We start from the raw sequence: 20,532 nt of genomic DNA on the forward strand, positions 1-20,532 counted from the left end.
GGCTAGCCCTCGCAGGACGACCATGCAACCTCGTTTTGCGGCTGCCGCGGCCACTACCAGGGCTAACGCAGCCTCAGCGTGAAGGCGGCCAGACAAACCACCGTCAGTATTGCTGAGAACGCCACATTGATACGGGTCGGCAGCGCGGTGCTCGACGCGTCTGCGCGCAGCAGCTCGAGGCCGAACCTGCCAATTCCATACGCTGCGACTGAACCGAGAAACAACAATCCCGAGCGCTCGGATGGTGCATATGAGTACAGCCCGACACCCAAAATTATCGCTGCCCAACCTGCCTCGAAGAGTTGCGTCGGATAACGACGCTTCCATTCGCCGCGGTCATTGGGTAACCACAAGCCGATGGGCCCGTGAGTTTCGCGTCCCGAACAACAACCATTCATCAGGCACCCGATACGCGTCATGGCCACTCCGACCAGCATGATAATGGCCGTGCCATCCCAGAATCGCCAGAACTCCAACCCCATGAGCCGCAGCACGGGCCAGGACACCGCAAAACTGAGCACCAAACCGCCATAGGCGCCGGCACCCGCGTTTGTTAAGCGCACGCCACCGGTACGGTCGGTGACATATTTCGGATGACCGATGAGGAACCAGATTCGGGCACCGGCCAGCGCAAATACGAGAAGGATTACAGCGGACACCGCAAAACGCGAGTAACCGAGGCCCGTTTCGTATCCACCGAGTACCACGCCGCAGGCAAAGCCGAAGTACAGCAGTGCCGCGAACGTCGGAACACTCAGTCGCCCAACGCGAAACAGGTAGCGGCGTCCCAACCATCGCGACGACCGCGTCGACGTCGGTGTGCTCACGTCAGCCCACCAGTTGACCAGACAATTGCTGCTCGGTATGCAATCAGATCAATCATGTAGCGCACGCCGCCGATCGCGATGTCTTCCGGACAGACGTCAAGATATCGCACCATCGCCAAATCAAACTTCAATTCGGGCGATCTGCCTTGAGCGGATTGCCGAATGGCGTGTTCAGCACCCACCCGGGGCCGTGCGGCCAGGTTCATCTCATCGCGGCACAAGCGGCCAGAATGGCCGCACTCTGCTGGGCGCGGCGGGTATATCCACCACGCGCACGAGGCCCGATTAAGTTATTGGACTCAAATAGAATAAACCGTTCCGTGGTGCTGCGTAAAGCGATAGCATCCGGTGGTGGCCGCGGCGCGAAAATGTGGCCATTCGCCCGTAATTGAAAGGCACTCCGATGAACGCGAAGCGCAAGAGGATTCTGAAGGCCGCCGCGACAATCGCCGCCGGACTGATAGCGATGTTGCTGCCTACCGGGTGCCAGGAAACGGCGCCAGCACCGGAGATCGGGACGGCCCAGGGATCACCTGAGACGGCCATAACTTCGCCAGCGGTCGACTGATCGATTGACGCGGACGACACGTCGGGAACTGCTTCAGCGGTTCCTGGCGGGGCCGCCGGGCGCGCCTGACTACCCGCCGGGAGAAGAGCCTTCCGAAATCTCCTGAAGGGCTCCGTCGAGCAGGCCGCGCACCGCGCCGGCGATCTCGTCGAGCCCCGGCTGGTTGGTCACGTCGACCATCAGCTTGGGGTCCATCGCCTCGACTATCACCGAGTTGGGTGCGTCCGGGTCCTCGCGGACAACGACATTGCACGGCAGCAGCACCCCGATGGGCCGGTAGACGTTGACGGCCTGGTGCGCGAACGACGGATTGCACGCGCCCAGGATCAGGTAGTCCTCCATGTCCTCGCCGAGCTTTGCCTTCAGCGTTGCCTTCATGTCGATCTCGGTCAGCACGCCGAAGCCTTGCCGTGCCAACGCCGCCCGGGTTCGCTCGACAGCGTCCTCAAACGAGGTTTGCAGCGTTGTCGACAGCGAGACGCCCATCGCCGGGCTTATCCGACTGGCCCGAGCGACGGTTCGAACCGGAGATACGCCTGGATGGTGGTGCCGTAAGCAGTGGTGTGGGTACGCACCAGATCCGCCATGGCGTTGACGAGAAACAGTCCGCGGCTGGCCATACCTTCTGCGCCCGGTAGACGGCGTCCGGTCAGCGGATCGTCGAACCGTCCGGTGTCGCGTGCCTCACAGACCAAATGGTCGCCGTGTCGCCAGAACGCCAACTGACAGGCCCCTGGCGTGTACATCAAGCTGTTCGAGGCCAGCTCGGTTGCGATCAATTGCAGGTCCTCGGTGCCGCCCCGAGACAGTCCGACCCAGTCGGCATAGTCGACGGCGAACAACCGCGCCGGACGCAGGTCCGCACTGTCTCTGACGAGATACTTGACCGCGCCCGGATTGGACGGTAGCGGCTGGTTGCAACGCGCCACCACTTCGTGCGGCGCGTAGTCGGCGCTGGGGTGCGCAGATCCGCACTGCCACAGCATCGGGTGGGTGGCGCGCGCATCCGCCAGCACATCGGCGTCCAGCCCGCGCGCGTCGTACAGGCACAACTGTGTGATCAGGTCACCGGACAAATCCGTGTTGATCAATGCCTCGTGCTGCGCGCAGGCGAGGCGCTCGTCGACGCTGCGGCCGGGCCAGACGACCTCGCTGACTACCCGCACCCGCCGATCCGGATATTCCTCGGCGAACGAACTCGCCAGCGTCAGCAGACGACTGGGGTTGCGGGCCACGTCGCTGATGTCGACCAAACGCAGGCCGGCGGGCAGTCCATCACAGGTGCGCCACAACCAACCGGCCAGCAACGCCAACTCGTCGCCGGGAACGGCCACCAACACTGGCTCACCCGCCGTCAGGCCGTCAACCACGAAACCCACCACAAAGTCCACGTACTCACGCTGAGTGCGGTACAGCAGCGCCGAGTGAACGAAGTTTCGTTGCGTGGTCTCGGTGCTCTCGATGGTCAACGTCATTTCAGCGTCCCCGCCCTTGGTTTACGCCGGCGCCTTGCTGGACCGGCACTTCATGTGTGCGGGTACCCCAAGCGGGCGTTCGATATACCTCTTGACCTCCCGGACTCGACGAGAATCACATCTGCCGCTATAGCCACCAGGAGGCCGCGGCGTCCAGGTGACGGCGGATGCGGTGGCGGGCCAGGCTTTCATCGCCGGCCGCGATCGCTTCGAGAATCCGGCAGTGAGCGTGCTCGACGGCGACGACGTCGCTCCACGTCGGCAACGCCTGGCCGGTACTGGCCCAGTGCCGGCGGGACAACTCGACGATTATCCGCAGGAACAGATCCAGCACCGCGTTGCCGGCCAGCCGCGACAATCCGCGGTGAAACCGGTATTCCTCGACGCCGGCCTGGCGGACATCGTCGGGCTCGCGAGCAGACGCAACCTCGGCGGACTCGAGGAAGGCCGCGACTTCGGGCTCAGGCTCGGCGACCCCGGCCACCATCGCGGTGACCTTCGAGACGTTGTCGATCTCGATAGCGTCGCGGACACAGCGCAGGTCCTCACGGCTCGGCTGACGGTACTGCAGGTAGAGCGCGATGGTGTCGATGCTGGCCTGTACCCGGGGTTTCGTCACGATCAGGCCTCCGCCGGGCCCGCGGCGCATGTGAGCGACGGCATGAAATTCCAGCAATCGCACCGCTTCACGGAACACCGCGCGGCTCACCCCATAGCGTTCCAGCAGGGCCGTCTCGGTCCCGAACACCGAGCCCACTTGCCAGCCGGCCGCGGCGATCTCGTCGCCGATGGTCGCAGCCAGCACCTCCGCCAGCTTTTCGCGCGTCGCCTCGACATGGGAAACCCGCGGTGGCTGCCGTGCCCGGTCCGTGGCGGCGGGGGCGCGATAGGTCTGCAACCATGCGCTCACCGCCTCGACGTGTTGCTCGGTGAGCGTCTTGGCCCCCGCGAAATCCCCGGCGGTGACGGCGGCGACGATTCCCGAATGGTCCTCCGAACAGCGCCGGCGCATGCGGTCGATCGCTTCGGCGGCCGCCCCGCTGCCCCGGTCCCGCAGGTAACGCCGGGTCAGGCGCATCAAGACGTCGACGAACAAGTGCAACACAGGGTTTCTGGATTGCTCGGCCAGCGCGACGTGGAATTCGTCGCGCGGCGCGGGTTGACCGGGTTGCCAGTGCGCTTCCGCGCGCAGGACCGCTCGCAGTCGCTCGATTCCGGGTTCGTCGAGGTGTTCGGCGGCAAGAGAGGCGGCCAGCGGCTCGAGCACCGACCGTGCGTTGAGCACTTCTTCGATGGTGGTGGCCAGATGCTCGAGGTAGATGACGACGGCGCGGGTCGCCGGGCCGGCGTCCGGCTCGCAGATCAGCAGCCCGCCGTTGGGTCCGCGCCGCATCCGCGCGACCTGGTGGTGTTCGACAAGGCGAACGGCTTCCCGCAGCACCGATCTGCTGACGCCGTAGCGCTGTTGAAGGGAGTGTTCGGAGCCCAGTGATTCGCCGACGGTCCAGCCGCGGCGGACGATGTCGGCCTCGATGCTGCGGGCGACTCGCGAAGCCCGCTTGTCCCCTCGACCGGTGACCGGCTGGACACTCAATTAGGTTCTCCTGCAAGCGCTCTCAGCATGTGAGCAACATGCATCCCGCGACGGGACCACCGCCCACGGAAACGACGCCGACCTCCGGTCGTTGCGACACTTGCCGCTCACCCGCCTCGCCACGCAGCTGCAGGCACCCCTCGTGCAGCGCCCAGTAGCCGTGCATGCGTCCGGCTGACAACTGCCCGCCGTAGGTGTTCAGCGGCAGTTGACCCTCGCGCGCGATGCGCGCACCGCCTTCCACGAACGGGCCCGCTTCTCCGTCGCCGCATACCCCGAGGGCCTCCAGCCACGCGAGGGTGAGGAACGTGAACCCGTCGTACAACTCGGCGACGCCGACGTCGGCCGGCTTCAGCTGCGTTCGGGACCACATCTGCCCCGCCGCATCCGACATGGCCATCTTGGGATAGTCGTCGCGGTGGAACCATCCGCCGGCCCCGTCTGACCCGCCGATCGCCTCCACCGCCACGGCGCGGTGCGGACAGTCGGGACCGTACTCCGAGTGCGAGACGACGACCGCGATCGAACCGTCGATGGGAACGTCGCAGTCCAGCAGCCCGAACGGCGTCGACACCGGACGCGCGCCCAGATAGTCTGCCATCGTCATCGGATCGCGGTAGACCGCAAGCGGATTCAGTGCGGCGTTGCGCCTGCCGTTGAGCGCTACCCAGCCCAGCTGCTCTTTGGTGGTCCCGTACAGCTCCATGTGCCGACGGCAGTTCAGCGCCAACCAGTTCGCCGCGGAATATGCCTGGGCCGCAACAAGGTCCGTGACGTCGTCCATCGCACCGACTGCCGGGCGCGGGGCACCCTCGGGGGTTTCGAACATCCGCGCAAGGGCCGGGGCGGGCGCGTTCTCTTCCTGCTTCACCGGAACGGTGCCACCCAGCATCTGAATCGTCCGGTAGATCACCACGTGGCGGGCCCGGCGCTCAGCGACCGCACGGCAGGCCGACATCACCGGACTGAGCAGACCGCCCGTGCCGAATCCGCTTCCGCAATCGGCGGCTTCGATGTTCAGGGCGGCGTTGACCTCGCCGGGCGGTGTGTCACCGAGGGTGGCGATGCCGTCGACATCGGCGGCGGCCAGGCCGGCGTCCGCGATCGCAGCCCGCACCGCCTCCATGGTCAGATCGAATCCGGGGATGCCGGTGCGACGGCCAATTCGAGAGATGCCGATGCCGGAGACGATCGCGTCTTTTTCGAAATAGCTCATCTGCACCCCTCCGTGAGGCCCGCAATTCGCCAAAGCTAATAGAGTGTACTGTATTGGCCGTGCCTGCCGAGCCGACGTCTGAGCTACTCGTCGACCACTGCGACGCATGCGCGCGCTGGGTGCATCCGTCCGCCGGCGAATGCCGCGACTGCGGCGGGGCGTTGGTGCCCCGCCCGGTATCGGGACGCGGCACGGTGTTCACCTACACGATCAACTACCACCCCTACAACCCGGAGATCCCGACTCCCTATGTGATCGCCATCGTCGAACTTGCCGAACAGAGTGGGCTCCGGCTTGCGGCCAATATTGTTGACTGCGAACCTGATTCGGTGAAGTGCGGGATGCCGGTGGACGCCCGGGCCGAGCGCGGCGGCGGCGGCGCGCCGTTGTTCGCGCCGGCTTGAGTGCTTGGTGGCTCCGCTGCGAGTCCGCTTATAGTTGCGCGCAAGCTTGCGTGAGTGTGCATACTGTTCCCCAATGACGGATGGGGTCCGGCCGTCTGCGGCCCCGCCTCACCGGCGCTTGCCCGCTGCCTTGCAGTGTGCACATCAGAGGTTGGAGAAAGGCGTCCGCGCTAGATGAACACGTTCCCATTGATGCTTCCGAGTGACGGTTTTGCCCGATTTGCGGTGATATCCGCCGTTTTCCTCATCATTTTGGGCGCCGTCGCCACCTGGGTCTACCTCGACGCCAAAGAGCAGGCACAACGCGGAAACCCGGTGGTGTATTCGATGGAGTCATTCGAAGTGCGTACGCCGGCGAGATGGTCCGTGTGCTGTCTGCTGTTGGTGGAACTGTTCTTCCCGCTCTATCTGGACAGTCGGAGCATGACCGGCTAGACCCGGCGAAACGTCGGCTCAGCGTTTTCGCGCGGTGACCAGTAGGAACTCCCACTCCATCGTCGCTGTCCCGGCCAGGTACCGGTCGCCGAGTTCGGCCAGCTGAGCATCCAGCGCCGCCGCCCGCTCCGGGTCGCCCTCGAGCCCGCGGTAGGCCGCTATGGTCGGCCCGTAGTTCGCCTTGAAGTAATCGCGGAACGCCGCGCCGTCGGCGAACCGGTCCACCCGCAGTGTGTGGCGTTCAGCGCTGAAGTCGCTGACCCGATCGCCCAGTAGTCCGCACACGTGATCTGAACTGCCCCACAGCGGCGCCGGCTGCGCACCGGGCGGCGGTGCAGCCATGAACGGCTTCATCGTGGCGAACATCTGGCCGATGAAGCCTTCCGGGGTCCAGCTGATCAGCCCGACGAGCCCGCCTGGCCGGCATACCCGAACCAGCTCGTCGGCGGCGTCTTGGTGGTGCGGGGCGAACATCACGCCGATGCAGGATAAGACCGCGTCGAACTGGTCGTTCTCGAACGGCAGCGCTTCGGCGTTGGCCTCCTGCCAGGTCAGGCTCACGCCGCGGGCTTCGGCGATCGCACGGCCGCGCTCCAGCAGGTCCGGGCACAGGTCGCTGGCGATCACGTCGGCGCCGGTCAGCGCCGCGGGTATGGATGCATTTCCGGAGCCGGCAGCGACGTCGAGCACGCGGTCACCCGCGCCGATTCCGCTGGCCCGCACCAGCATCGGGCCCAGCGGTGCCACGACTTCGGTAGCTACATTGACGTAATCACCCAGCGCCCAAAGCGCCCGATGCTTGCTTTCATATCCCCGATCGGCGGTTGCTGGGCCGGTTCCTGTCGCTGCGGTCATATCGAGATTCCCTTCCGTTTGGTGGCCGCGATCGTCGGGCTGGCCAATGAATCAATTGCACTGCCAAATGTGAACCAGCGGAAGTTCAATATCTGTACTAGTGCATCGCGCTGCCGCAGCGTCTACTGGACATATGTCGACATACAGCCAGTTCTGCCCAATGGCCAAGGCGATGGAGTTGCTTGACGAACGGTGGACGTTGCTCGTCGTGCGAGAGTTGCTCAAAGGCAGTACGCATTTCAACGACCTGCGGCGCGGGCTGCCCAAGATGTCGCCGGCACTGCTGTCCAAGCGGCTGAAGTCGCTGAGCCGGGCCGGCATCGTCGAACGCCATGAGCTCGACGGCCGCACGTCGTATTCGCTCACTGTCTGCGGCCAGGAACTCGCCGGTGTGGTGAACGCGCTTGGCGAGTGGGGCGTTCGCTGGATCCCCGAGATCGGCGACGACGACTTGGATCCGCATCTGCTGATGTGGGACATTCGCCGTACTGTGCCCGTCGAAGCCTGGCCAAGGGCGCGCACGGTCGTGGCATTCCGACTGACCGGAGTCGCCGCCAAGGCCTCCTGCTGGTGGCTGATGGTGTCTGAAGGGACGGCAGACGTCTGCGACTTCGACCCCGGCTACGAGGTGGCCGCGACGGTCGAGACAAGCCTGCGCACGCTGACCCAGCTGTGGCGCGGTGACGTGTCGTGGTCGCGCGCGATGCTCAACGGCAGCGTGACCGTGCACGGTGCCGGCGATGCCCGCCGGGCGATACCGCGCTGGCTCGGGCAATCAACCTTGGCGGCCGTGCCGCGCCCGGCTTAGCAGGCCGAGCGGCGGCGAGCAGACGCAAAATCACCCAAAATCAACGGGTTTCGGGTGATTTTGCGTCTGCTCGCCACACTTAGTTGATCAGCGGGTCGCGGGGCATCCCGAGAATCCGCTCCGCGATCTGATTGCGGGTCACCTCCGAGGTGCCGCCGGCGATCGCCATGCCGCGGGCGCCCATGATCATCCGCCCGGCCAGCGCGCCGGGCCCATCGGTCAGTGCGAGCTCGGGCCCCAGCAGGGCCGCCGATATCGCGGCGCCCTCGATCATGTGCTCAGCCAGTTTCAGCTTGGTGACATTGCCCTCGGGACCCGGACCCGCTCCTTCGACGCTGCGCGCGGCCCGGCGCAGGTTCAGCAAGCGCAATGCGTTCTCCTCGGCGAGGTACCGCCCGACGCGAATCCTCGCGCCCGCCAAGCGATCTCCCCGCTGCATCACCAGCTGCACCAGCTGCGCCGCCAACCCTTCATAGAAAGACCCGCTGCCACCGATGCTGACCCGCTCGTTGCCGAGCGTCGCTCGCGCCACCGTCCAGCCGGAGTTGGGCGCACCGACGACATCCTCGTCCGGAACGAACAGGTCGTTGAAGAACACCTCGTTGAACTCCGCGCCGCCGGTGATCTGCCGCAATGGCCGCACCTCGACTTCGGGCGCCTTCATGTCGACGATCACGGTGGTGATGCCTGCGTGCTTGGGAGCCTCCGGGTCGGTGCGGACGGTGGCCAGCCCGCGCGCGCAGTGCTGCGCCCCACTGGTCCACACCTTCTGTCCGTTGATCTTCCAGCCGCCGTCCACCCGGGTGGCGCGGGTCTTGACCGAGGCGGCATCCGAGCCTGCGTCGGGCTCGGAGAACAGCTGGCACCAGACCTCGTCCTTGCGAAGCGCCTTCTCCACGAATCTTTCGATCTGCCAAGGAGTTCCGTGCTGAATCAGAGTGAGGATCACCCAACCGGTGATCCCGTAGTCGGGGCGCTTGATGCCCGCTGCGCGGAACTCTTCCTCGGTCACCAGTTGCTCCACCGCGTCGGCGGCGCGTCCCCACGGCTTGGGCCAGTGCGGCATCACATACCCGGTTTCGATCAGCTTCTCGCGCTGGGCCGCCTTGTCCAGGGCCGCGATCTCGGCGGCATCGGCACGGATGCGGGTGCGCAATTCTTCGGCCTCGGGCGGCAGGTCCAGGCTGTTTTCCCGGGCGATGCCGGCCGCGGTGCGATCGAAGACGTCGCCGACCGGCGCGTCTCCCCCGAACAGGCCGGTGAGCACCAGCGCCCGGCGCAGATGCAGATGCGCGTCGTGTTCCCAAGTGAAGCCGATTCCGCCGTGTACCTGGATATTGAGTTCCGCGTTGCGTGCGTAGGCGGGGAACGCCAGCGTCGCCGCCACCGCGGCCGCCAACCGGAATTGCTGCTCGTCCTCTCCGGCCGCACGGGCGGCGTCCCACACCGCCGCGATACCCGATTCGGCGGCCACGAGCATGTTGGCGCAGTGATGCTTCACCGCCTGGAAGGTGGCGATGGTGCGCCCGAATTGCTGGCGCACCTTGGCATAGTCGACGGCGGCTTCGACGCAGTCGGCCGCTCCCCCGACCGCCTCGGCGGCCAGCAACGTCCGTGCGCGGGCCAGGACGGACTCGCGCGCCGCGGGCAAGATGTCGTCGTCCGTCACGCTGACCTGCTGCAGACGCACCCGTCCGGAGCGCCGCGTGGGATCGAAATTGTCGGGAACCTCTACCGACACGCCCTCTCGATCGCGTTCCAGCACCAAAACGTCATCCCCGGCAACCACCAGCAGCAGGTCAGCCAACCCGGCGCCGAGCACGATGCCCGCCTCGCCCTCAGCTATGCCATCGGAAACCTGCACCCCGCCGTCCAGACCGATGCCGGCCGTGACCGTTCCGTCGACCAGTCCGGGCAGTAGCCGCGACTTCTGTTCGGGTGCAGCGTCTTTGGCAATCACCGCCGAGGCGATCACGGTCGGCATGAACGGGCCCGGCGCCACCGTGCGACCCAGCTCTTCGACCACCACCACCAGTTCGGGCAGCCCGTACCCCGAGCCGCCGTACTCTTCGTCGACGTGCAACCCGAGCCAGCCCAGCTCAACCAGGTCGTGCCAGAACCCGGGCCGGGCCTCCTCGGCGGCATCGAGCAGCGATCGCGCCGCCCAGCGCGCTTTTTGCGAGGTCAGGAACCCGCGCGCAACCTCCGCGAGTTCACGATGGTCGTCGGTCAGTGCGATACCCATCGGGGCCTCCTCGCGGCTGTCCACGGCCCGCTTCGTTGCCAGGCCCGGTAGATTGCCTCGCTCCTCCTCAGGCCGCTTCGCAGCCCGCGTCGTCGTCGAGGCGGTTTTGGAAAGAGTGTACTTATTCCGGTTGAGCGCGAACCCGCCGACCGGCGGACCAGGCCGACTGTGAGGCGCCTACTTGGGAGCGAACCGCTGCCCGGCGTCTAGGCGCAGGCACTGGCCGTTGAGCATCGGGTTGTCCACGATCGCCGCCGCCAGCTTCGCGTACTCGATGGGCCGGCCCATCCGCTTCGGGAAGGCCGCATCACGGGTGAGCATTGCCGCCATCTCCTCGGGAACCATCTGCGTCAGCCCGGTCAGGAACAGGCTGGGGGCGATGGCCAGCACCCGGATGCCCAGCGAGCCCAGGTCGCGCGCCATCGTCAGACACATGCCGGCAATCCCTGCCTTGGCGGCGGTGTAGGCGACCTGCCCGATCTGTCCCTCGAACGCCGCGATCGACGCGGTGTTGATGATGACGCCCCGCTCCTCATCCTCAGGCTCATTCTTGCTCATATGCGCGGCCGCCAGGCGGCTGATGTTGAAGGTGGCGATGAGGTTGAGGTCCACCACGGAACGGAAGGATTCGAGGTCATGAGGGCCGGACTTGGTCATCGTCCGCTTGGCGATGCCGCCCCCGGCGGTCGTCACCACCACGTGCAAGCCGCCCAAGTCGTCGACCGCGCTCTGCAGGGTCTCCTCGGTGCCGGTGAAGTCGGTGACGTCGACCGGGTAGAACTTGCCGTCGATACCATCGGCGACGGTCTTGCCGTCCGAATTCTCCCGGTCGAGCACCGCGACCTGGGCGCCACGTTCGTGCAGCAGTTCGGCGCTGGCGCGCCCCATTCCCGAAGCGCCGCCGATGACGACGACCTTCTTCCCGCTGATCTCCATCCGGACCTCCTCGATTGGCTTGTCAGATTCCTAGGAATTTGTAACGTTACGTAGGCACGCTAGCGTGTCCGGCCCGACGAGTTGTCACCGAGCCGTGTCAAGCTTCCCAATGTGCTCCTTCTCGACGTCGCGACCACGTCTGTTGACGTCGGTGGCACCTCGTCTCGCCTGACCAAGGTTGCGCGCATCGCCGAGCTGTTGCGGCGCGCCGCGCCCGATGCGGCCCTGGTCGCGATCCTGGTCTCCTGGCTGTCCGGGGAGCTGCCGCAACGCACCATCGGGGTCGGCTGGGCGTCGCTACGTACCCGACCGCCTCCGGCTTCGCAGCCGACACTGACCGTCGCCGCCGTGAACGCCGCCTTCACCGAGATCGGCGCGGTATCCGGGAAGGGCTCCCAAGCCCGGCGCGCCGAACTCGTCGCGGCCTTGTTCGCCGCCGCCACCGAAACCGAGCAGACCTTCCTGGTGCGGCTGCTGAGCGGTGAGCTGCGCCAGGGCGCACTGGCCGGGATCATGGCCGACGCGGTCGCCAAGGCCGCCGACATTCCCAACGCGGCAGTGCAGCGTGCGGCGATGCTGGGCGGAAATCTGCCGGCGGTGGCGGCAGCGGCGCTGTCCGGCGGAGTCCCGGCGCTCGACGCGTTCACCCTGCGCGTGGGCCGGCCGGTCGGCCCGATGCTCGCACAGACCGCGGCCAGCGTCGACGGTGCACTCGAACGCCATGGCGGCACAACGATTTTCGAAGCAAAGCTGGACGGCGCGCGGGTACAGATCCACCGGGACGGCGACGACGTCACGGTCTACACCAGAAGCCTCGACGACGTCACCGCCCGGCTGCCGGAGGTGGTCGAAGCGACGCTGGCGTTGCCGGCGCGCAGCCTGGTCGCCGACGGTGAGGCGATTGCGCTGCGCCCCGACAACCGGCCGCACCGCTTCCAGGTCACCGCGTCGAGATTCGGCCGATCGGTCGACGTGGCCGCGGCCCGTGCGGCACAACCGCTTTCGGTGTTCTTCTTCGACATCCTGCACTCTGACGGCATCGACCTGCTCGACGCGCCGACCACCGAGCGGCTGGCCGCACTGGACACCCTGGTACCGCCGCGTCACCGAGTCGACCGGCTGGCCACGTCCGACTCGTCGGCCGCCGCCGAGTTCCTGGCCGCGACGCTGCGAGCCGGCCACGAGGGCGTCATGGCCAAGTCACCATCCGCCCCCTACCAGGCGGGCCGTCGCGGCGCCGGCTGGCTCAAGGTCAAGCCGGTGCACACCCTGGACCTCGTGGTGCTGGCCGTGGAGTGGGGATCGGGGCGGCGGCGCGGGAAGCTCTCCAACATCCACCTGGGCGCACGCGATCCGGGCACCGGTGAATTCGTCATGGTGGGAAAGACTTTCAAGGGAATGACGGACGCCATGCTGGACTGGCAGACCTCCCGGTTCAGCGAGCTCGCCGTCGGCGGCACCGACTCATATGTCGTCCAACTACGTCCCGAGCAGGTGGTCGAGGTGGCATTGGACGGCGTGCAAGCATCGTCGCGCTACCCAGGCGGGGTGGCGCTGCGCTTCGCCCGGGTGGTGCGCTATCGCGACGACAAGAGCCCGGCCGAAGCCGACAGCATCGACGCGGTGCGCGCGTTGTACTGACAGCACCCGCGATGGTGAACCTCACGACGCGACACGCCCATCAGGCGTCGGTAGATTCACCTTCGCCAGCGGCGCGGGAAGGGAGCACGGGTGGACGGAGACATCGACTATATCCACACCGACCGCGCGCTGCCCCCAGTCGCAATCGTCGACCGCTCCCCCATTCGCGTGGTGCACAAGGTCGTCTTCGGCGCCATCGCGGTGATCGGTGCGATCGCCTGGGCTATCATCGCTTTCGTCCGAGGCGAGCCGGTCAACGCGGTGTGGTTCGTCGTCGCGGCGATCTGCACGTACGTCGTGGGTTACCGCTTCTACGCCCGGCTGATCGAATCGAAGATCGTTCGCCCGCGCGACGACCACGCCACCCCAGCCGAAGTCCTCGACGAAGGGACCGACTACGTGCCGACGGACCGGCGCGTGCTGTTCGGGCATCACTTCGCGGCCATCGCCGGAGCCGGGCCGCTCGTCGGCCCGGTGCTGGCCACCCAGATGGGATACCTGCCAGGCAGCATCTGGATCGTGATCGGCGCGGTGCTCGCCGGCTGCGTGCAGGACTACCTGGTGTTGTGGATATCCACCCGGCGCCGCGGCCGTTCGCTGGGCCAGATGGCCCGCGACGAGCTTGGCGTCATCGGCGGGGCTGCCGCCCTGGTCGGGGTCCTGGTCATCATGGTGATCCTGATCGCGGTGCTCGCACTGATCGTGGTCCGGGCGCTGGCCCAGAGCCCGTGGGGCGTGTTCTCCATCGCGATGACCATTCCCATCGCCCTGTTCATGGGCTGCTACTTGCGATTCCTGCGCCCGGGGCAGGTGGGCGAAGTGTCGGCGATCGGCTTCGCACTGCTGCTGGTCGCCGTCGCGTCCGGCAATTGGGTAGCCGAAACATCTTGGGGCGCTTCATGGTTCAGCCTGTCCCCGGTCACCTTGTGCTGGTGCCTGATCGGCTACGGTTTTGCCGCTTCGGTGCTGCCGGTGTGGTTGCTGCTCGCGCCGCGTGATTACCTGTCGACGTTTATGAAGGTCGGGGCCATCGCCTTGCTGGCAATCGGCATCTGTATCGCTCATCCGTCGATGCAGGCGCCGGCCATCTCGCGGTTCGCGTCCAGCGGCCACGGCCCGGTGTTCGCCGGCTCGCTTTTCCCATTTCTGTTCATCACCATCGCCTGCGGTGCCCTATCCGGTTTTCACGCGCTGATCTCGTCGGGGACGACGCCGAAGCTGCTGGAAAAGGAAGGTCAAATGCGGGTGATCGGTTACGGTGGCATGCTCACCGAGTCTTTCGTCGCGGTCATGGCGCTGATCACCGCGGCGATCATCAACCAGCACCTGTTTTTCACTCTCAACGCACCCGCGGCGCAGACCGGCAGCACCGCGGCCACAGCGGCGGAGTATGTCAACAAACTCGGTTTGCCGGGCGCTCCGGCAACCGCCGCGCAAATCAGTCAAGCCGCCAGCAGCGTCGGCGAGCAGTCAATCGTCTCGCGCACCGGTGGCGCGCCGACACTCGCGTGGGGCATGTCCGAGGTGCTGCAGCGGGTATTCGGCGGCGCTGGTCTAAGACCCTTTTGGTATCACTTCGCGATCATGTTCGAGGCGCTGTTCATTCTCACCACTCTCGACGCGGGCACCCGGGTCAATCGTTTTATGCTTTCCGACGCGCTGGGCAACTTGGGTGGCCCACTGACCAAACTGCGAAATCCGAGCTGGCGGCCAGGCGTGTGGATCTGCAGCCTGGTCGTGGTCGGAGCCTGGGGCAGCATCCTGCTGATGGGCGTCACCGATCCGCTGGGCGGCATCAACACGCTGTTTCCGCTCTTCGGCATCGCCAACCAGCTGCTCGCGGGCATCGCGCTGACCGTGATCACGGTGGTAGTCATCAAGAAGGGCCTGATGCGGTGGGCCTGGATACCGGGCGCCCCGCTGCTTTGGGATCTGGCCGTCACGCTGACTGCATCGTGGCAGAAAGTCTTCTCCAGCGATCCGGCAATCGGCTACTGGTCTGCGCATTTCCTATACCTGGCCGCCCGGAACGCCGGTAAGACTTCGTTCGGATCGGCGAAGAACGCGCATCAGCTCGATGACGTCATCAGGAACACGTTCATTCAGGGCACTCTCTCGGTTGTTTTCGCCCTGGTTGTAGTCATTGTGTTCGTCGCGGGAATTATCGCCGCATTCAAGGCAATTCGAGGTGGCGGAAGGCCGTTGACCGAGGACGAACCGGTGGCTTCGACGCGGTTCGCACCCTCAGGTCTGATCGCCACCGCGCCCGAACGGCAATTGCAAAAGCAATGGGAAGCGCACGACAGAGCGGTGGCAGCTGGGCCACGTTGACCGCGGACCCGAGAGGTCGCACGGCGCCACACGGTGATCTGGCTCGCAAAAACAGGTAGTCGACTACGCATCCCAAGAGGTGGCCGCCGACCCTACGTTGATTGCACCAACGGCCGACTCGGGCCGGGACGGCCCATCAGGAGGTCACCGAAATGTCCATTTCATCGGAGGCATTCACCAGGATCATTGACCCAGTCGAGGAGCACGCGCCCGCATCGGCCAGCAACGAAGCCACTCAGGTCCTGATCACCACCCACGAGGTACTTTTCAGCACCGCAGCCGCTCGCGGCGTGCGCCCCGACCGCACCGGCGGGCGGATCGGCTTCGGGCGATTCTTCGCGGCCTCCACGAATGGAGATCGTCCACGGCAGCGCCAGGAAGCGAGGCGGTATGCATTCCTTGAGAACGCCCTGATGTCACGGGAAATGGACAGGTTGTGAACGTCGTCATCGCTGTCGGTTCAGCCGTGATGATGGCGATGGCCGCATCCGCCATTTACAGCCTGCAGGGTTGGCTTGAGCGCATCGACTATCGTCGCCATTTCGAGGATTGACCGCACGCCCACAAGCAGAGCGAGAGCCGACAGGGCACGCCGGGCAATGTGTTGTACCGAACTGCCTGCACGGTCCTAAGATTGTGCGGGATGAGAGTCGGTATCGACTTCGGCACCACCCACACAGTCGTCGCGGCGGTCGACCGCGGCAATTACCCGGTCGTCTCGTTCGACGGCGCAGACACCTGGCCTTCGCTCATCGCCGCCAACGCCGCCGGGGAGTTGTGCTTCGGCGCGGCCGCCGCGGCCGTGCGCCATCAGCCGGGCTGGTCGGTGCTGCGTTCGTTCAAGCGGCTTCTCAACGACGCCGGACCGCAGACCGAGGTGAGCCTCGCCGGCCGCAGCTACCGGCTGGCCGAACTGCTCACCGGATTTTTGACAGCGCTCCGAAGCGAGCTGTACAACGGCTCCAACGCCGGCATGGAGCCTAATGAAACCATCGAGGCCGCCGTCGGCGTGCCGGCCAATGCCTCTAGCGCCCAACGCCTTTTGACCCTGGATGCCTTCCTGGCGGCGGGATTTCACGTCGCCGCGATGCTCAACGAGCCCTCCGCCGCGGGCCTGGAATACGCCCACCGGTATCGCTCGACCATCACCGCAAAACGCGAGTACGTCCTCATCTATGACCTGGGCGGAGGTACTTTCGACGCCTCCCTGCTGAGGATGACCGGGCCGCTGAACGAAGTCGTCATCAGCGAAGGCATCCAGCGCCTCGGCGGTGATGACTTCGACGACGCGATCGTGCGCCTCGTCCTCGGCCGGTCGAAGCTCAGCGCCGACACGCACACACCAGACCTCCTCAAAGAGGAATGCGCGGTCCGCAAGGAGGCCGTCGGGCCGCAGACCCGTCGTTTCCTCGTCGACCTGAGTGCAGTAGACCGCCCGCCGTTCTCCTGCGGCATCGACGACGTGTACTCGGTGTGCGCGCCGCTCGTCGATCAGACGATCGCACTTCTCGGCCGCGTCCTGCGCGACCCGGCCCGAGACGGACGCGACGCGGCCGGGTCAGTGGAGTGGTCGGAAGTCGCCGGCATCTACGTGGTGGGCGGGGCCGGCGGGTTCCCACTTGTTTCCCGGATGCTGCGCGCAGCCTTCGGCGACAAGCGCGTGAAGCGCTCGCCGTATCCGTTCGCCGCGACGGCCATCGGTCTGGCGGTGTTCCTCGACCACGAAGCCGGTTTCGAGTTGTCCGAACGCTTTTCGCGCCACCTCGGAGTGTTTCGCGAGGCGCGGGCCGGTGCCGACGTCGTCTTCGACCCGATCGTTCCGAAGGATGCCTCGCTGCCCGCGGACGGATGCAGTCCCCTGGTCGTCAAACGGCGGTACCGGGCGGCGCACAACATCGGACATTTCCGGTTCGTGGAGTGCAGCAGGCTGGTCAACGGCCGCCCCGACGGCGACGTGACGCCCTACGATCCTGTCCTCTTCCCCTTCGACCCGGAGCTGCACGAGCGGGAGGATCTCGGACGCCAGCCCATCGGCCGGTGGAACGACGGCCCCGACGTCGAAGAGCGCTACGTCGTCGCCCCCAGCGGCGCCGTCGAGGTGACCCTCACGACCCAGCCGGCCGGATTCGAGCGCACCTTCCGGCTGGAGCGGCGTGCCTCGAGCGGGCGGTGAGACATCGACGATGGAGCTCTACGACGTCATGCGAACGACGTTTGCGGCGCGTGAGTTCACCGGCGACGACCTGCCCGACGACGTGTTGCGGCGCATCTTCGACAACGCCCGCTTCGCCCCGAGCGGCGGCAACCGGCAAGGCGCCCACATCACCGTGGTGCGTGACGCGGATGCCCGTCGCCAATTGGCCGAGTTGGGCACCGGCGCCGCCCGTCGCTACTTCGCCCAGCTGAATGCCGGTGAAAAACCTTGGAACTCAATACATCCCAGTTCGGTCTCGCAAGACGTCATCGATACGACGGAGATTCCGGAAGCGTTCGTCGCACCGTTCTTGCAGGCTCCGGTAGTGCTCGTCGTCTCGGTGGACCTCGGCGTCGTGGCGGCTACCGATCAAGAACTGGACCGGGTCGGACTGGCCGCCGGCGCCTCGGTATACCCCCTGGTATGGAACATCTTGCTGGCCGCGCGGAACGAAGGCTACGGCGGCACCATCACGACGATGGCCATCGCCGAGGAGGCGCATGTCCGCCAACTACTGGGAATCCCCGACACGCATGCGGTCGCCGCCCTGCTGCCGCTTGGCAAGCCCGCCCGGCAGCTGACCAAGTTGCGCCGCCAACCGGTCGGCCAGTTCGTCACCCGGGATCGGTTCGACGGCGCCGCATTCGACGGGTGATGCCGTCCCCGATGCTTGATAGCTTCAGGGCATGAAAGAGATAGATCTGGAAGCCCTTTCGACGCCGGAACACGGCTACACCGTCATCGACGAGGACGAAGACGACCCGGTCTTATGCGACCAGGATGGCAACAATATCGACACGTGGCGAGAGGGATATCCCTACGACCACAGAATGCCGCGCGAGGAATACGAACATGTGAAGCGGCGGCTGCAAATCGAGTTGCTCAAGCTGCAGAAGCACAGCCAGGCCACCGGCACGCGGCATGTGATCGTGTTCGAGGGTCGTGACGCGGCGGGCAAGGGCGGCACCATCCAGCGGTTCATGGAACATCTCAACCCACGCCACGCCCGGGTGGTGGCGTTGGAGAAACCCAGCGAGCGCGAACAGACGCAGTGGTATTTCCAGCGCTACATCACCCACCTGCCCGCCGGCGGTGAGATCGTGCTGTTCGACCGGTCTTGGTACAACCGCGCGGGCGTCGAGAAGGTGATGGGATTCTGCACCGACGATCAATACCGTGAATTCATGGAGCAGGCTCCGCAATTCGAACGGATGCTGGTCGACAACGGCATCAACCTCACCAAGTTCTGGTTCTCGATTTCCCCCTCCGAACAACGCACTCGGTTCGCCGTCCGACTGGTCGACCCGGTTCGGCAATGGAAGTTCTCGGAAATGGATATCGAGTCGGTGAACAGGTGGGACGACTACACCGCGGCGAAGGAAGCCATGTTCGAAGCGACCGACACCGACGTCGCACCGTGGATTGTGGTCAAAAGCAACGACAAGAAGCGAGCCCGGATCAATGCCATGCGCTACGTTCTCGCCAAATCCGAGTACGCCGACAAGGACGACGAGGTCGTCGGCGAGCCGGATCCGCAGATAGTGGGCCGGGCCCTGGCCGACTGAGGTTCAGGTGTCCCAACTAGTGAGGTCGCGGGCCGCGATGCCGTTGTTTGCGCAGTACCGGGTGTAGCGATTGATGGACGTCTTGCGATTTCCTGCCAGAGGATCTTGTTGTCCTGGTCGAGGAAGAGCAATTCACCGACCATATAGAAGAAACCTCGGTGTCCTCGAAGCTTTCGGGAGTGTGTGAGGATCCGGCAACTTGGTAGAGGGTGTCACCGGCGCGCGAGATCCAACTGCTTTCCTTGTAGCGCCAGGCTCCGCTGATCGTGTGCGCCACCACGATGCCGGTGTGGTAATGCGTCCCGAGTTCCACGCCGGCGGGTATCTTCATCGAGACGATGATCTCTGCGCGTACCGGGTCAATCTTCCAGTATTTCAAGAAGAATCGGTCACTGAGTGGCGTGAAAGGCTATGTGGGCAGCCAATTGCGTTGCACACGTTTGTAACTCAGCAGCTACCGGCTTCAGCACCTCGTTCCATGCATCGCGGCGATCGGCTGCTGCAGGGGTGGCCACCGCGGCTCCATGTCGGCAAAATCTAATCTGGTTGTGTTGCCGGCACAACAATTGCACGCGCCGCCGACTGGAAAGGACTTACGCCTATGTCCACCTGGCTCATCACCGGCTGCTCGACGGGACTCGGACGTGCGCTGGCCGAGGCGGTGATCGACGCCGGCCACCACACCGTCGTCACCGCACGCGACGTCACCAAGGTGGCGGACCTGGCCGACAGCGCATCCGAGCGGGTGCTCGCCGTCGCACTGGACGTCACCAAGCCCGACCAGATCACCACCGCGGTGCAGCAGGCCGAAGACCGGTTCGGTGGTGTCGACGTTCTGGTCAACAACGCCGGATACGGGTACCGCGCCGCGGTGGAAGAGGGCGACGACGCACAGGTCCGCGAGTTGTTCGAGACGCACTTCTTCGGCACCGTCGCGATGATCAAGGCGGTCCTGCCCGGCATGCGGGGCCGTCGCAGCGGCGCCATTATCAACATCTCGTCGATCGGCGTGCAGCTGATGCCGGTGGGATCCGGCTACTATTCGGCCGCCAAGGCCGCCCTCGAAAGCCTCAGCGGAGCCCTCTGCGGCGAGCTGGCGCCGCTCGGAATCTCGGTGACAGTCGTTGAGCCAGGCGCATTCCGGACCGACTTCGCCGGACGCTCCCTCATCGAGTCGCCGACGAGGATCGACGACTACGACAGTACCGCCGGGAAGCGTCGCAAAGAGAGCGACATCATGCACGGAACTCAGGCGGGGGACCCCGCCAAGGCCGCCGCCGCGATCATCGGCGCGGTCGAGGCAACCGATCCGCCGTCGTTCCTGCTGCTGGGACCCGACGCGCTGATTGCCTACCGCTACATCGCCGAGCGCCGTGCGAAAGAGGTCGCCACATGGGAGGCCGTCACCACCGCCACCGACTTCGACTGACACCGGGCA

At 65.7% G+C, this 20,532-nt stretch carries 20 protein-coding genes; 10 read left to right on the forward strand and 10 right to left on the reverse strand.

The window, feature by feature from the left end; genetic code table 11:
• Nucleotides 1–62: 62 nt before the first annotated feature.
• From A9W99_RS16140 to A9W99_RS16165, 6 genes are all read right to left on the reverse strand, one after another.
• Nucleotides 63–791, reverse strand: a complete 729-nt coding sequence (locus A9W99_RS16140) for a prolipoprotein diacylglyceryl transferase (protein ID WP_172828889.1) — start codon at nucleotides 789–791, stop codon at nucleotides 63–65.
• A gap of 32 nt (nucleotides 792–823) precedes the next feature.
• The gene (locus tag A9W99_RS16145) at nucleotides 824–1,048 is read right to left on the reverse strand and encodes a hypothetical protein (protein ID WP_156623132.1); all 225 of its coding nucleotides are present in this window, start codon (nucleotides 1,046–1,048) and stop codon (nucleotides 824–826) included.
• Between the two features lie 416 nt (nucleotides 1,049–1,464).
• A complete protein-coding gene (locus tag A9W99_RS16150) occupies nucleotides 1,465–1,881 on the reverse strand; it encodes a DUF302 domain-containing protein (protein ID WP_067379925.1) in 417 nt (138 codons plus the stop codon).
• An 8-nt stretch (nucleotides 1,882–1,889) separates the two neighbouring features.
• Nucleotides 1,890–2,870 carry a sensor histidine kinase gene (locus A9W99_RS16155; protein WP_067379927.1) on the reverse strand — a complete coding sequence of 327 codons (981 nt, stop codon included), beginning with the start codon at nucleotides 2,868–2,870 and terminating at the stop codon, nucleotides 1,890–1,892.
• A gap of 127 nt (nucleotides 2,871–2,997) precedes the next feature.
• On the reverse strand, nucleotides 2,998–4,464 hold the full coding sequence (locus tag A9W99_RS16160) for a FadR/GntR family transcriptional regulator (protein ID WP_067379929.1): 1,467 nt from the start codon (nucleotides 4,462–4,464) through the stop codon (nucleotides 2,998–3,000).
• A gap of 22 nt (nucleotides 4,465–4,486) precedes the next feature.
• Nucleotides 4,487–5,680 (reverse strand): thiolase family protein, encoded by a 1,194-nt coding sequence (locus A9W99_RS16165; protein WP_067379931.1) that lies wholly within the window; start codon nucleotides 5,678–5,680, stop codon nucleotides 4,487–4,489.
• A gap of 59 nt (nucleotides 5,681–5,739) precedes the next feature.
• Here A9W99_RS16165 and A9W99_RS16170 point away from each other — a divergent pair, with 59 nt between their 5' ends.
• Nucleotides 5,740–6,084, forward strand: a complete 345-nt coding sequence (locus tag A9W99_RS16170) for a Zn-ribbon domain-containing OB-fold protein (protein ID WP_067379934.1) — start codon at nucleotides 5,740–5,742, stop codon at nucleotides 6,082–6,084.
• Between the two features lie 174 nt (nucleotides 6,085–6,258).
• Nucleotides 6,259–6,519: a hypothetical protein gene (locus tag A9W99_RS16175; protein WP_067379936.1), complete on the forward strand. Its 261-nt coding sequence runs from the start codon at nucleotides 6,259–6,261 to the stop codon at nucleotides 6,517–6,519.
• An 18-nt stretch (nucleotides 6,520–6,537) separates the two neighbouring features.
• Here A9W99_RS16175 and A9W99_RS16180 read toward each other — a convergent pair whose 3' ends face one another.
• Complete coding sequence (locus A9W99_RS16180; RefSeq protein WP_067379938.1) at nucleotides 6,538–7,374, reverse strand: class I SAM-dependent methyltransferase; 837 nt, start codon at nucleotides 7,372–7,374, stop codon at nucleotides 6,538–6,540.
• A gap of 133 nt (nucleotides 7,375–7,507) precedes the next feature.
• Here A9W99_RS16180 and A9W99_RS16185 point away from each other — a divergent pair, with 133 nt between their 5' ends.
• Entirely contained in the window at nucleotides 7,508–8,182 is a 675-nt protein-coding gene (locus A9W99_RS16185; protein ID WP_067379941.1) for a helix-turn-helix domain-containing protein, read from the forward strand.
• Between the two features lie 79 nt (nucleotides 8,183–8,261).
• Here A9W99_RS16185 and A9W99_RS16190 read toward each other — a convergent pair whose 3' ends face one another.
• Both A9W99_RS16190 and A9W99_RS16195 read right to left on the reverse strand, forming a co-directional pair.
• Complete coding sequence (locus A9W99_RS16190) at nucleotides 8,262–10,427, reverse strand: acyl-CoA dehydrogenase (protein WP_067380830.1); 2,166 nt, start codon at nucleotides 10,425–10,427, stop codon at nucleotides 8,262–8,264.
• 177 nt (nucleotides 10,428–10,604) lie between these two features.
• On the reverse strand, nucleotides 10,605–11,363 hold the full coding sequence (locus A9W99_RS16195) for an SDR family NAD(P)-dependent oxidoreductase (RefSeq protein WP_067379944.1): 759 nt from the start codon (nucleotides 11,361–11,363) through the stop codon (nucleotides 10,605–10,607).
• A 111-nt stretch (nucleotides 11,364–11,474) separates the two neighbouring features.
• On the opposite strand from A9W99_RS16195, the gene A9W99_RS16200 reads away from it, so the two are divergent.
• The 6 genes from A9W99_RS16200 to ppk2 all read left to right on the forward strand — a co-directional run bounded on the left by A9W99_RS16200 (nucleotide 11,475) and on the right by ppk2 (nucleotide 19,094).
• Nucleotides 11,475–13,004 (forward strand): ATP-dependent DNA ligase, encoded by a 1,530-nt coding sequence (locus A9W99_RS16200; protein WP_067379955.1) that lies wholly within the window; start codon nucleotides 11,475–11,477, stop codon nucleotides 13,002–13,004.
• Between the two features lie 90 nt (nucleotides 13,005–13,094).
• Nucleotides 13,095–15,335, forward strand: a complete 2,241-nt coding sequence (locus tag A9W99_RS16205; RefSeq protein WP_253869925.1) for a carbon starvation CstA family protein — start codon at nucleotides 13,095–13,097, stop codon at nucleotides 15,333–15,335.
• A 152-nt stretch (nucleotides 15,336–15,487) separates the two neighbouring features.
• On the forward strand, nucleotides 15,488–15,775 hold the full coding sequence (locus A9W99_RS16210) for a hypothetical protein (protein WP_067379961.1): 288 nt from the start codon (nucleotides 15,488–15,490) through the stop codon (nucleotides 15,773–15,775).
• A 203-nt stretch (nucleotides 15,776–15,978) separates the two neighbouring features.
• Nucleotides 15,979–17,508 carry an Hsp70 family protein gene (locus A9W99_RS16215; RefSeq protein WP_067379964.1) on the forward strand — a complete coding sequence of 510 codons (1,530 nt, stop codon included), beginning with the start codon at nucleotides 15,979–15,981 and terminating at the stop codon, nucleotides 17,506–17,508.
• Nucleotides 17,509–17,518: 10 nt separating this feature from the next.
• Nucleotides 17,519–18,184: a nitroreductase family protein gene (locus tag A9W99_RS16220; RefSeq protein ID WP_067379967.1), complete on the forward strand. Its 666-nt coding sequence runs from the start codon at nucleotides 17,519–17,521 to the stop codon at nucleotides 18,182–18,184.
• A 31-nt stretch (nucleotides 18,185–18,215) separates the two neighbouring features.
• On the forward strand, nucleotides 18,216–19,094 hold the full coding sequence (ppk2, locus tag A9W99_RS16225; protein ID WP_067379970.1) for a polyphosphate kinase 2: 879 nt from the start codon (nucleotides 18,216–18,218) through the stop codon (nucleotides 19,092–19,094).
• Between the two features lie 16 nt (nucleotides 19,095–19,110).
• Here ppk2 and A9W99_RS26125 read toward each other — a convergent pair whose 3' ends face one another.
• Nucleotides 19,111–19,473, reverse strand: coding sequence for a hypothetical protein (locus A9W99_RS26125; protein WP_253869928.1), 363 nt, complete (start codon nucleotides 19,471–19,473; stop codon nucleotides 19,111–19,113).
• Nucleotides 19,474–19,695: 222 nt separating this feature from the next.
• Here A9W99_RS26125 and A9W99_RS16230 point away from each other — a divergent pair, with 222 nt between their 5' ends.
• Nucleotides 19,696–20,523 carry an oxidoreductase gene (locus A9W99_RS16230; protein ID WP_067379975.1) on the forward strand — a complete coding sequence of 276 codons (828 nt, stop codon included), beginning with the start codon at nucleotides 19,696–19,698 and terminating at the stop codon, nucleotides 20,521–20,523.
• Nucleotides 20,524–20,532 lie beyond the last annotated feature (9 nt).

The sequence above is a fragment of the Mycobacterium sp. 1164966.3 genome (assembly GCF_001665395.1).
Taxonomy (GTDB): domain Bacteria; phylum Actinomycetota; class Actinomycetes; order Mycobacteriales; family Mycobacteriaceae; genus Mycobacterium.

What these genes read in the sequence shown, in the direction of transcription:
- A9W99_RS16150 (WP_067379925.1), bottom strand. Translation starts at nt 1,881, where the DNA reads ATGGGCGTCTCGCTGTCGACAACGCTGCAAACCTCGTTTGAGGACGCT.
- A9W99_RS16155 (WP_067379927.1), bottom strand. Translation starts at nt 2,870, where the DNA reads ATGACGTTGACCATCGAGAGCACCGAGACCACGCAACGAAACTTCGTT.
- A9W99_RS16165 (WP_067379931.1), bottom strand. Translation starts at nt 5,680, where the DNA reads ATGAGCTATTTCGAAAAAGACGCGATCGTCTCCGGCATCGGCATCTCT.
- A9W99_RS16175 (WP_067379936.1), top strand. Translation starts at nt 6,259, where the DNA reads ATGAACACGTTCCCATTGATGCTTCCGAGTGACGGTTTTGCCCGATTT.
- A9W99_RS16180 (WP_067379938.1), bottom strand. Translation starts at nt 7,374, where the DNA reads ATGACCGCAGCGACAGGAACCGGCCCAGCAACCGCCGATCGGGGATAT.
- A9W99_RS16185 (WP_067379941.1), top strand. Translation starts at nt 7,508, where the DNA reads ATGTCGACATACAGCCAGTTCTGCCCAATGGCCAAGGCGATGGAGTTG.
- A9W99_RS16190 (WP_067380830.1), bottom strand. Translation starts at nt 10,427, where the DNA reads ATGGGTATCGCACTGACCGACGACCATCGTGAACTCGCGGAGGTTGCG.
- A9W99_RS16195 (WP_067379944.1), bottom strand. Translation starts at nt 11,363, where the DNA reads ATGGAGATCAGCGGGAAGAAGGTCGTCGTCATCGGCGGCGCTTCGGGA.
- A9W99_RS16210 (WP_067379961.1), top strand. Translation starts at nt 15,488, where the DNA reads ATGTCCATTTCATCGGAGGCATTCACCAGGATCATTGACCCAGTCGAG.
- A9W99_RS16215 (WP_067379964.1), top strand. Translation starts at nt 15,979, where the DNA reads ATGAGAGTCGGTATCGACTTCGGCACCACCCACACAGTCGTCGCGGCG.
- A9W99_RS16220 (WP_067379967.1), top strand. Translation starts at nt 17,519, where the DNA reads ATGGAGCTCTACGACGTCATGCGAACGACGTTTGCGGCGCGTGAGTTC.
- ppk2 (WP_067379970.1), top strand. Translation starts at nt 18,216, where the DNA reads ATGAAAGAGATAGATCTGGAAGCCCTTTCGACGCCGGAACACGGCTAC.
- A9W99_RS16230 (WP_067379975.1), top strand. Translation starts at nt 19,696, where the DNA reads ATGTCCACCTGGCTCATCACCGGCTGCTCGACGGGACTCGGACGTGCG.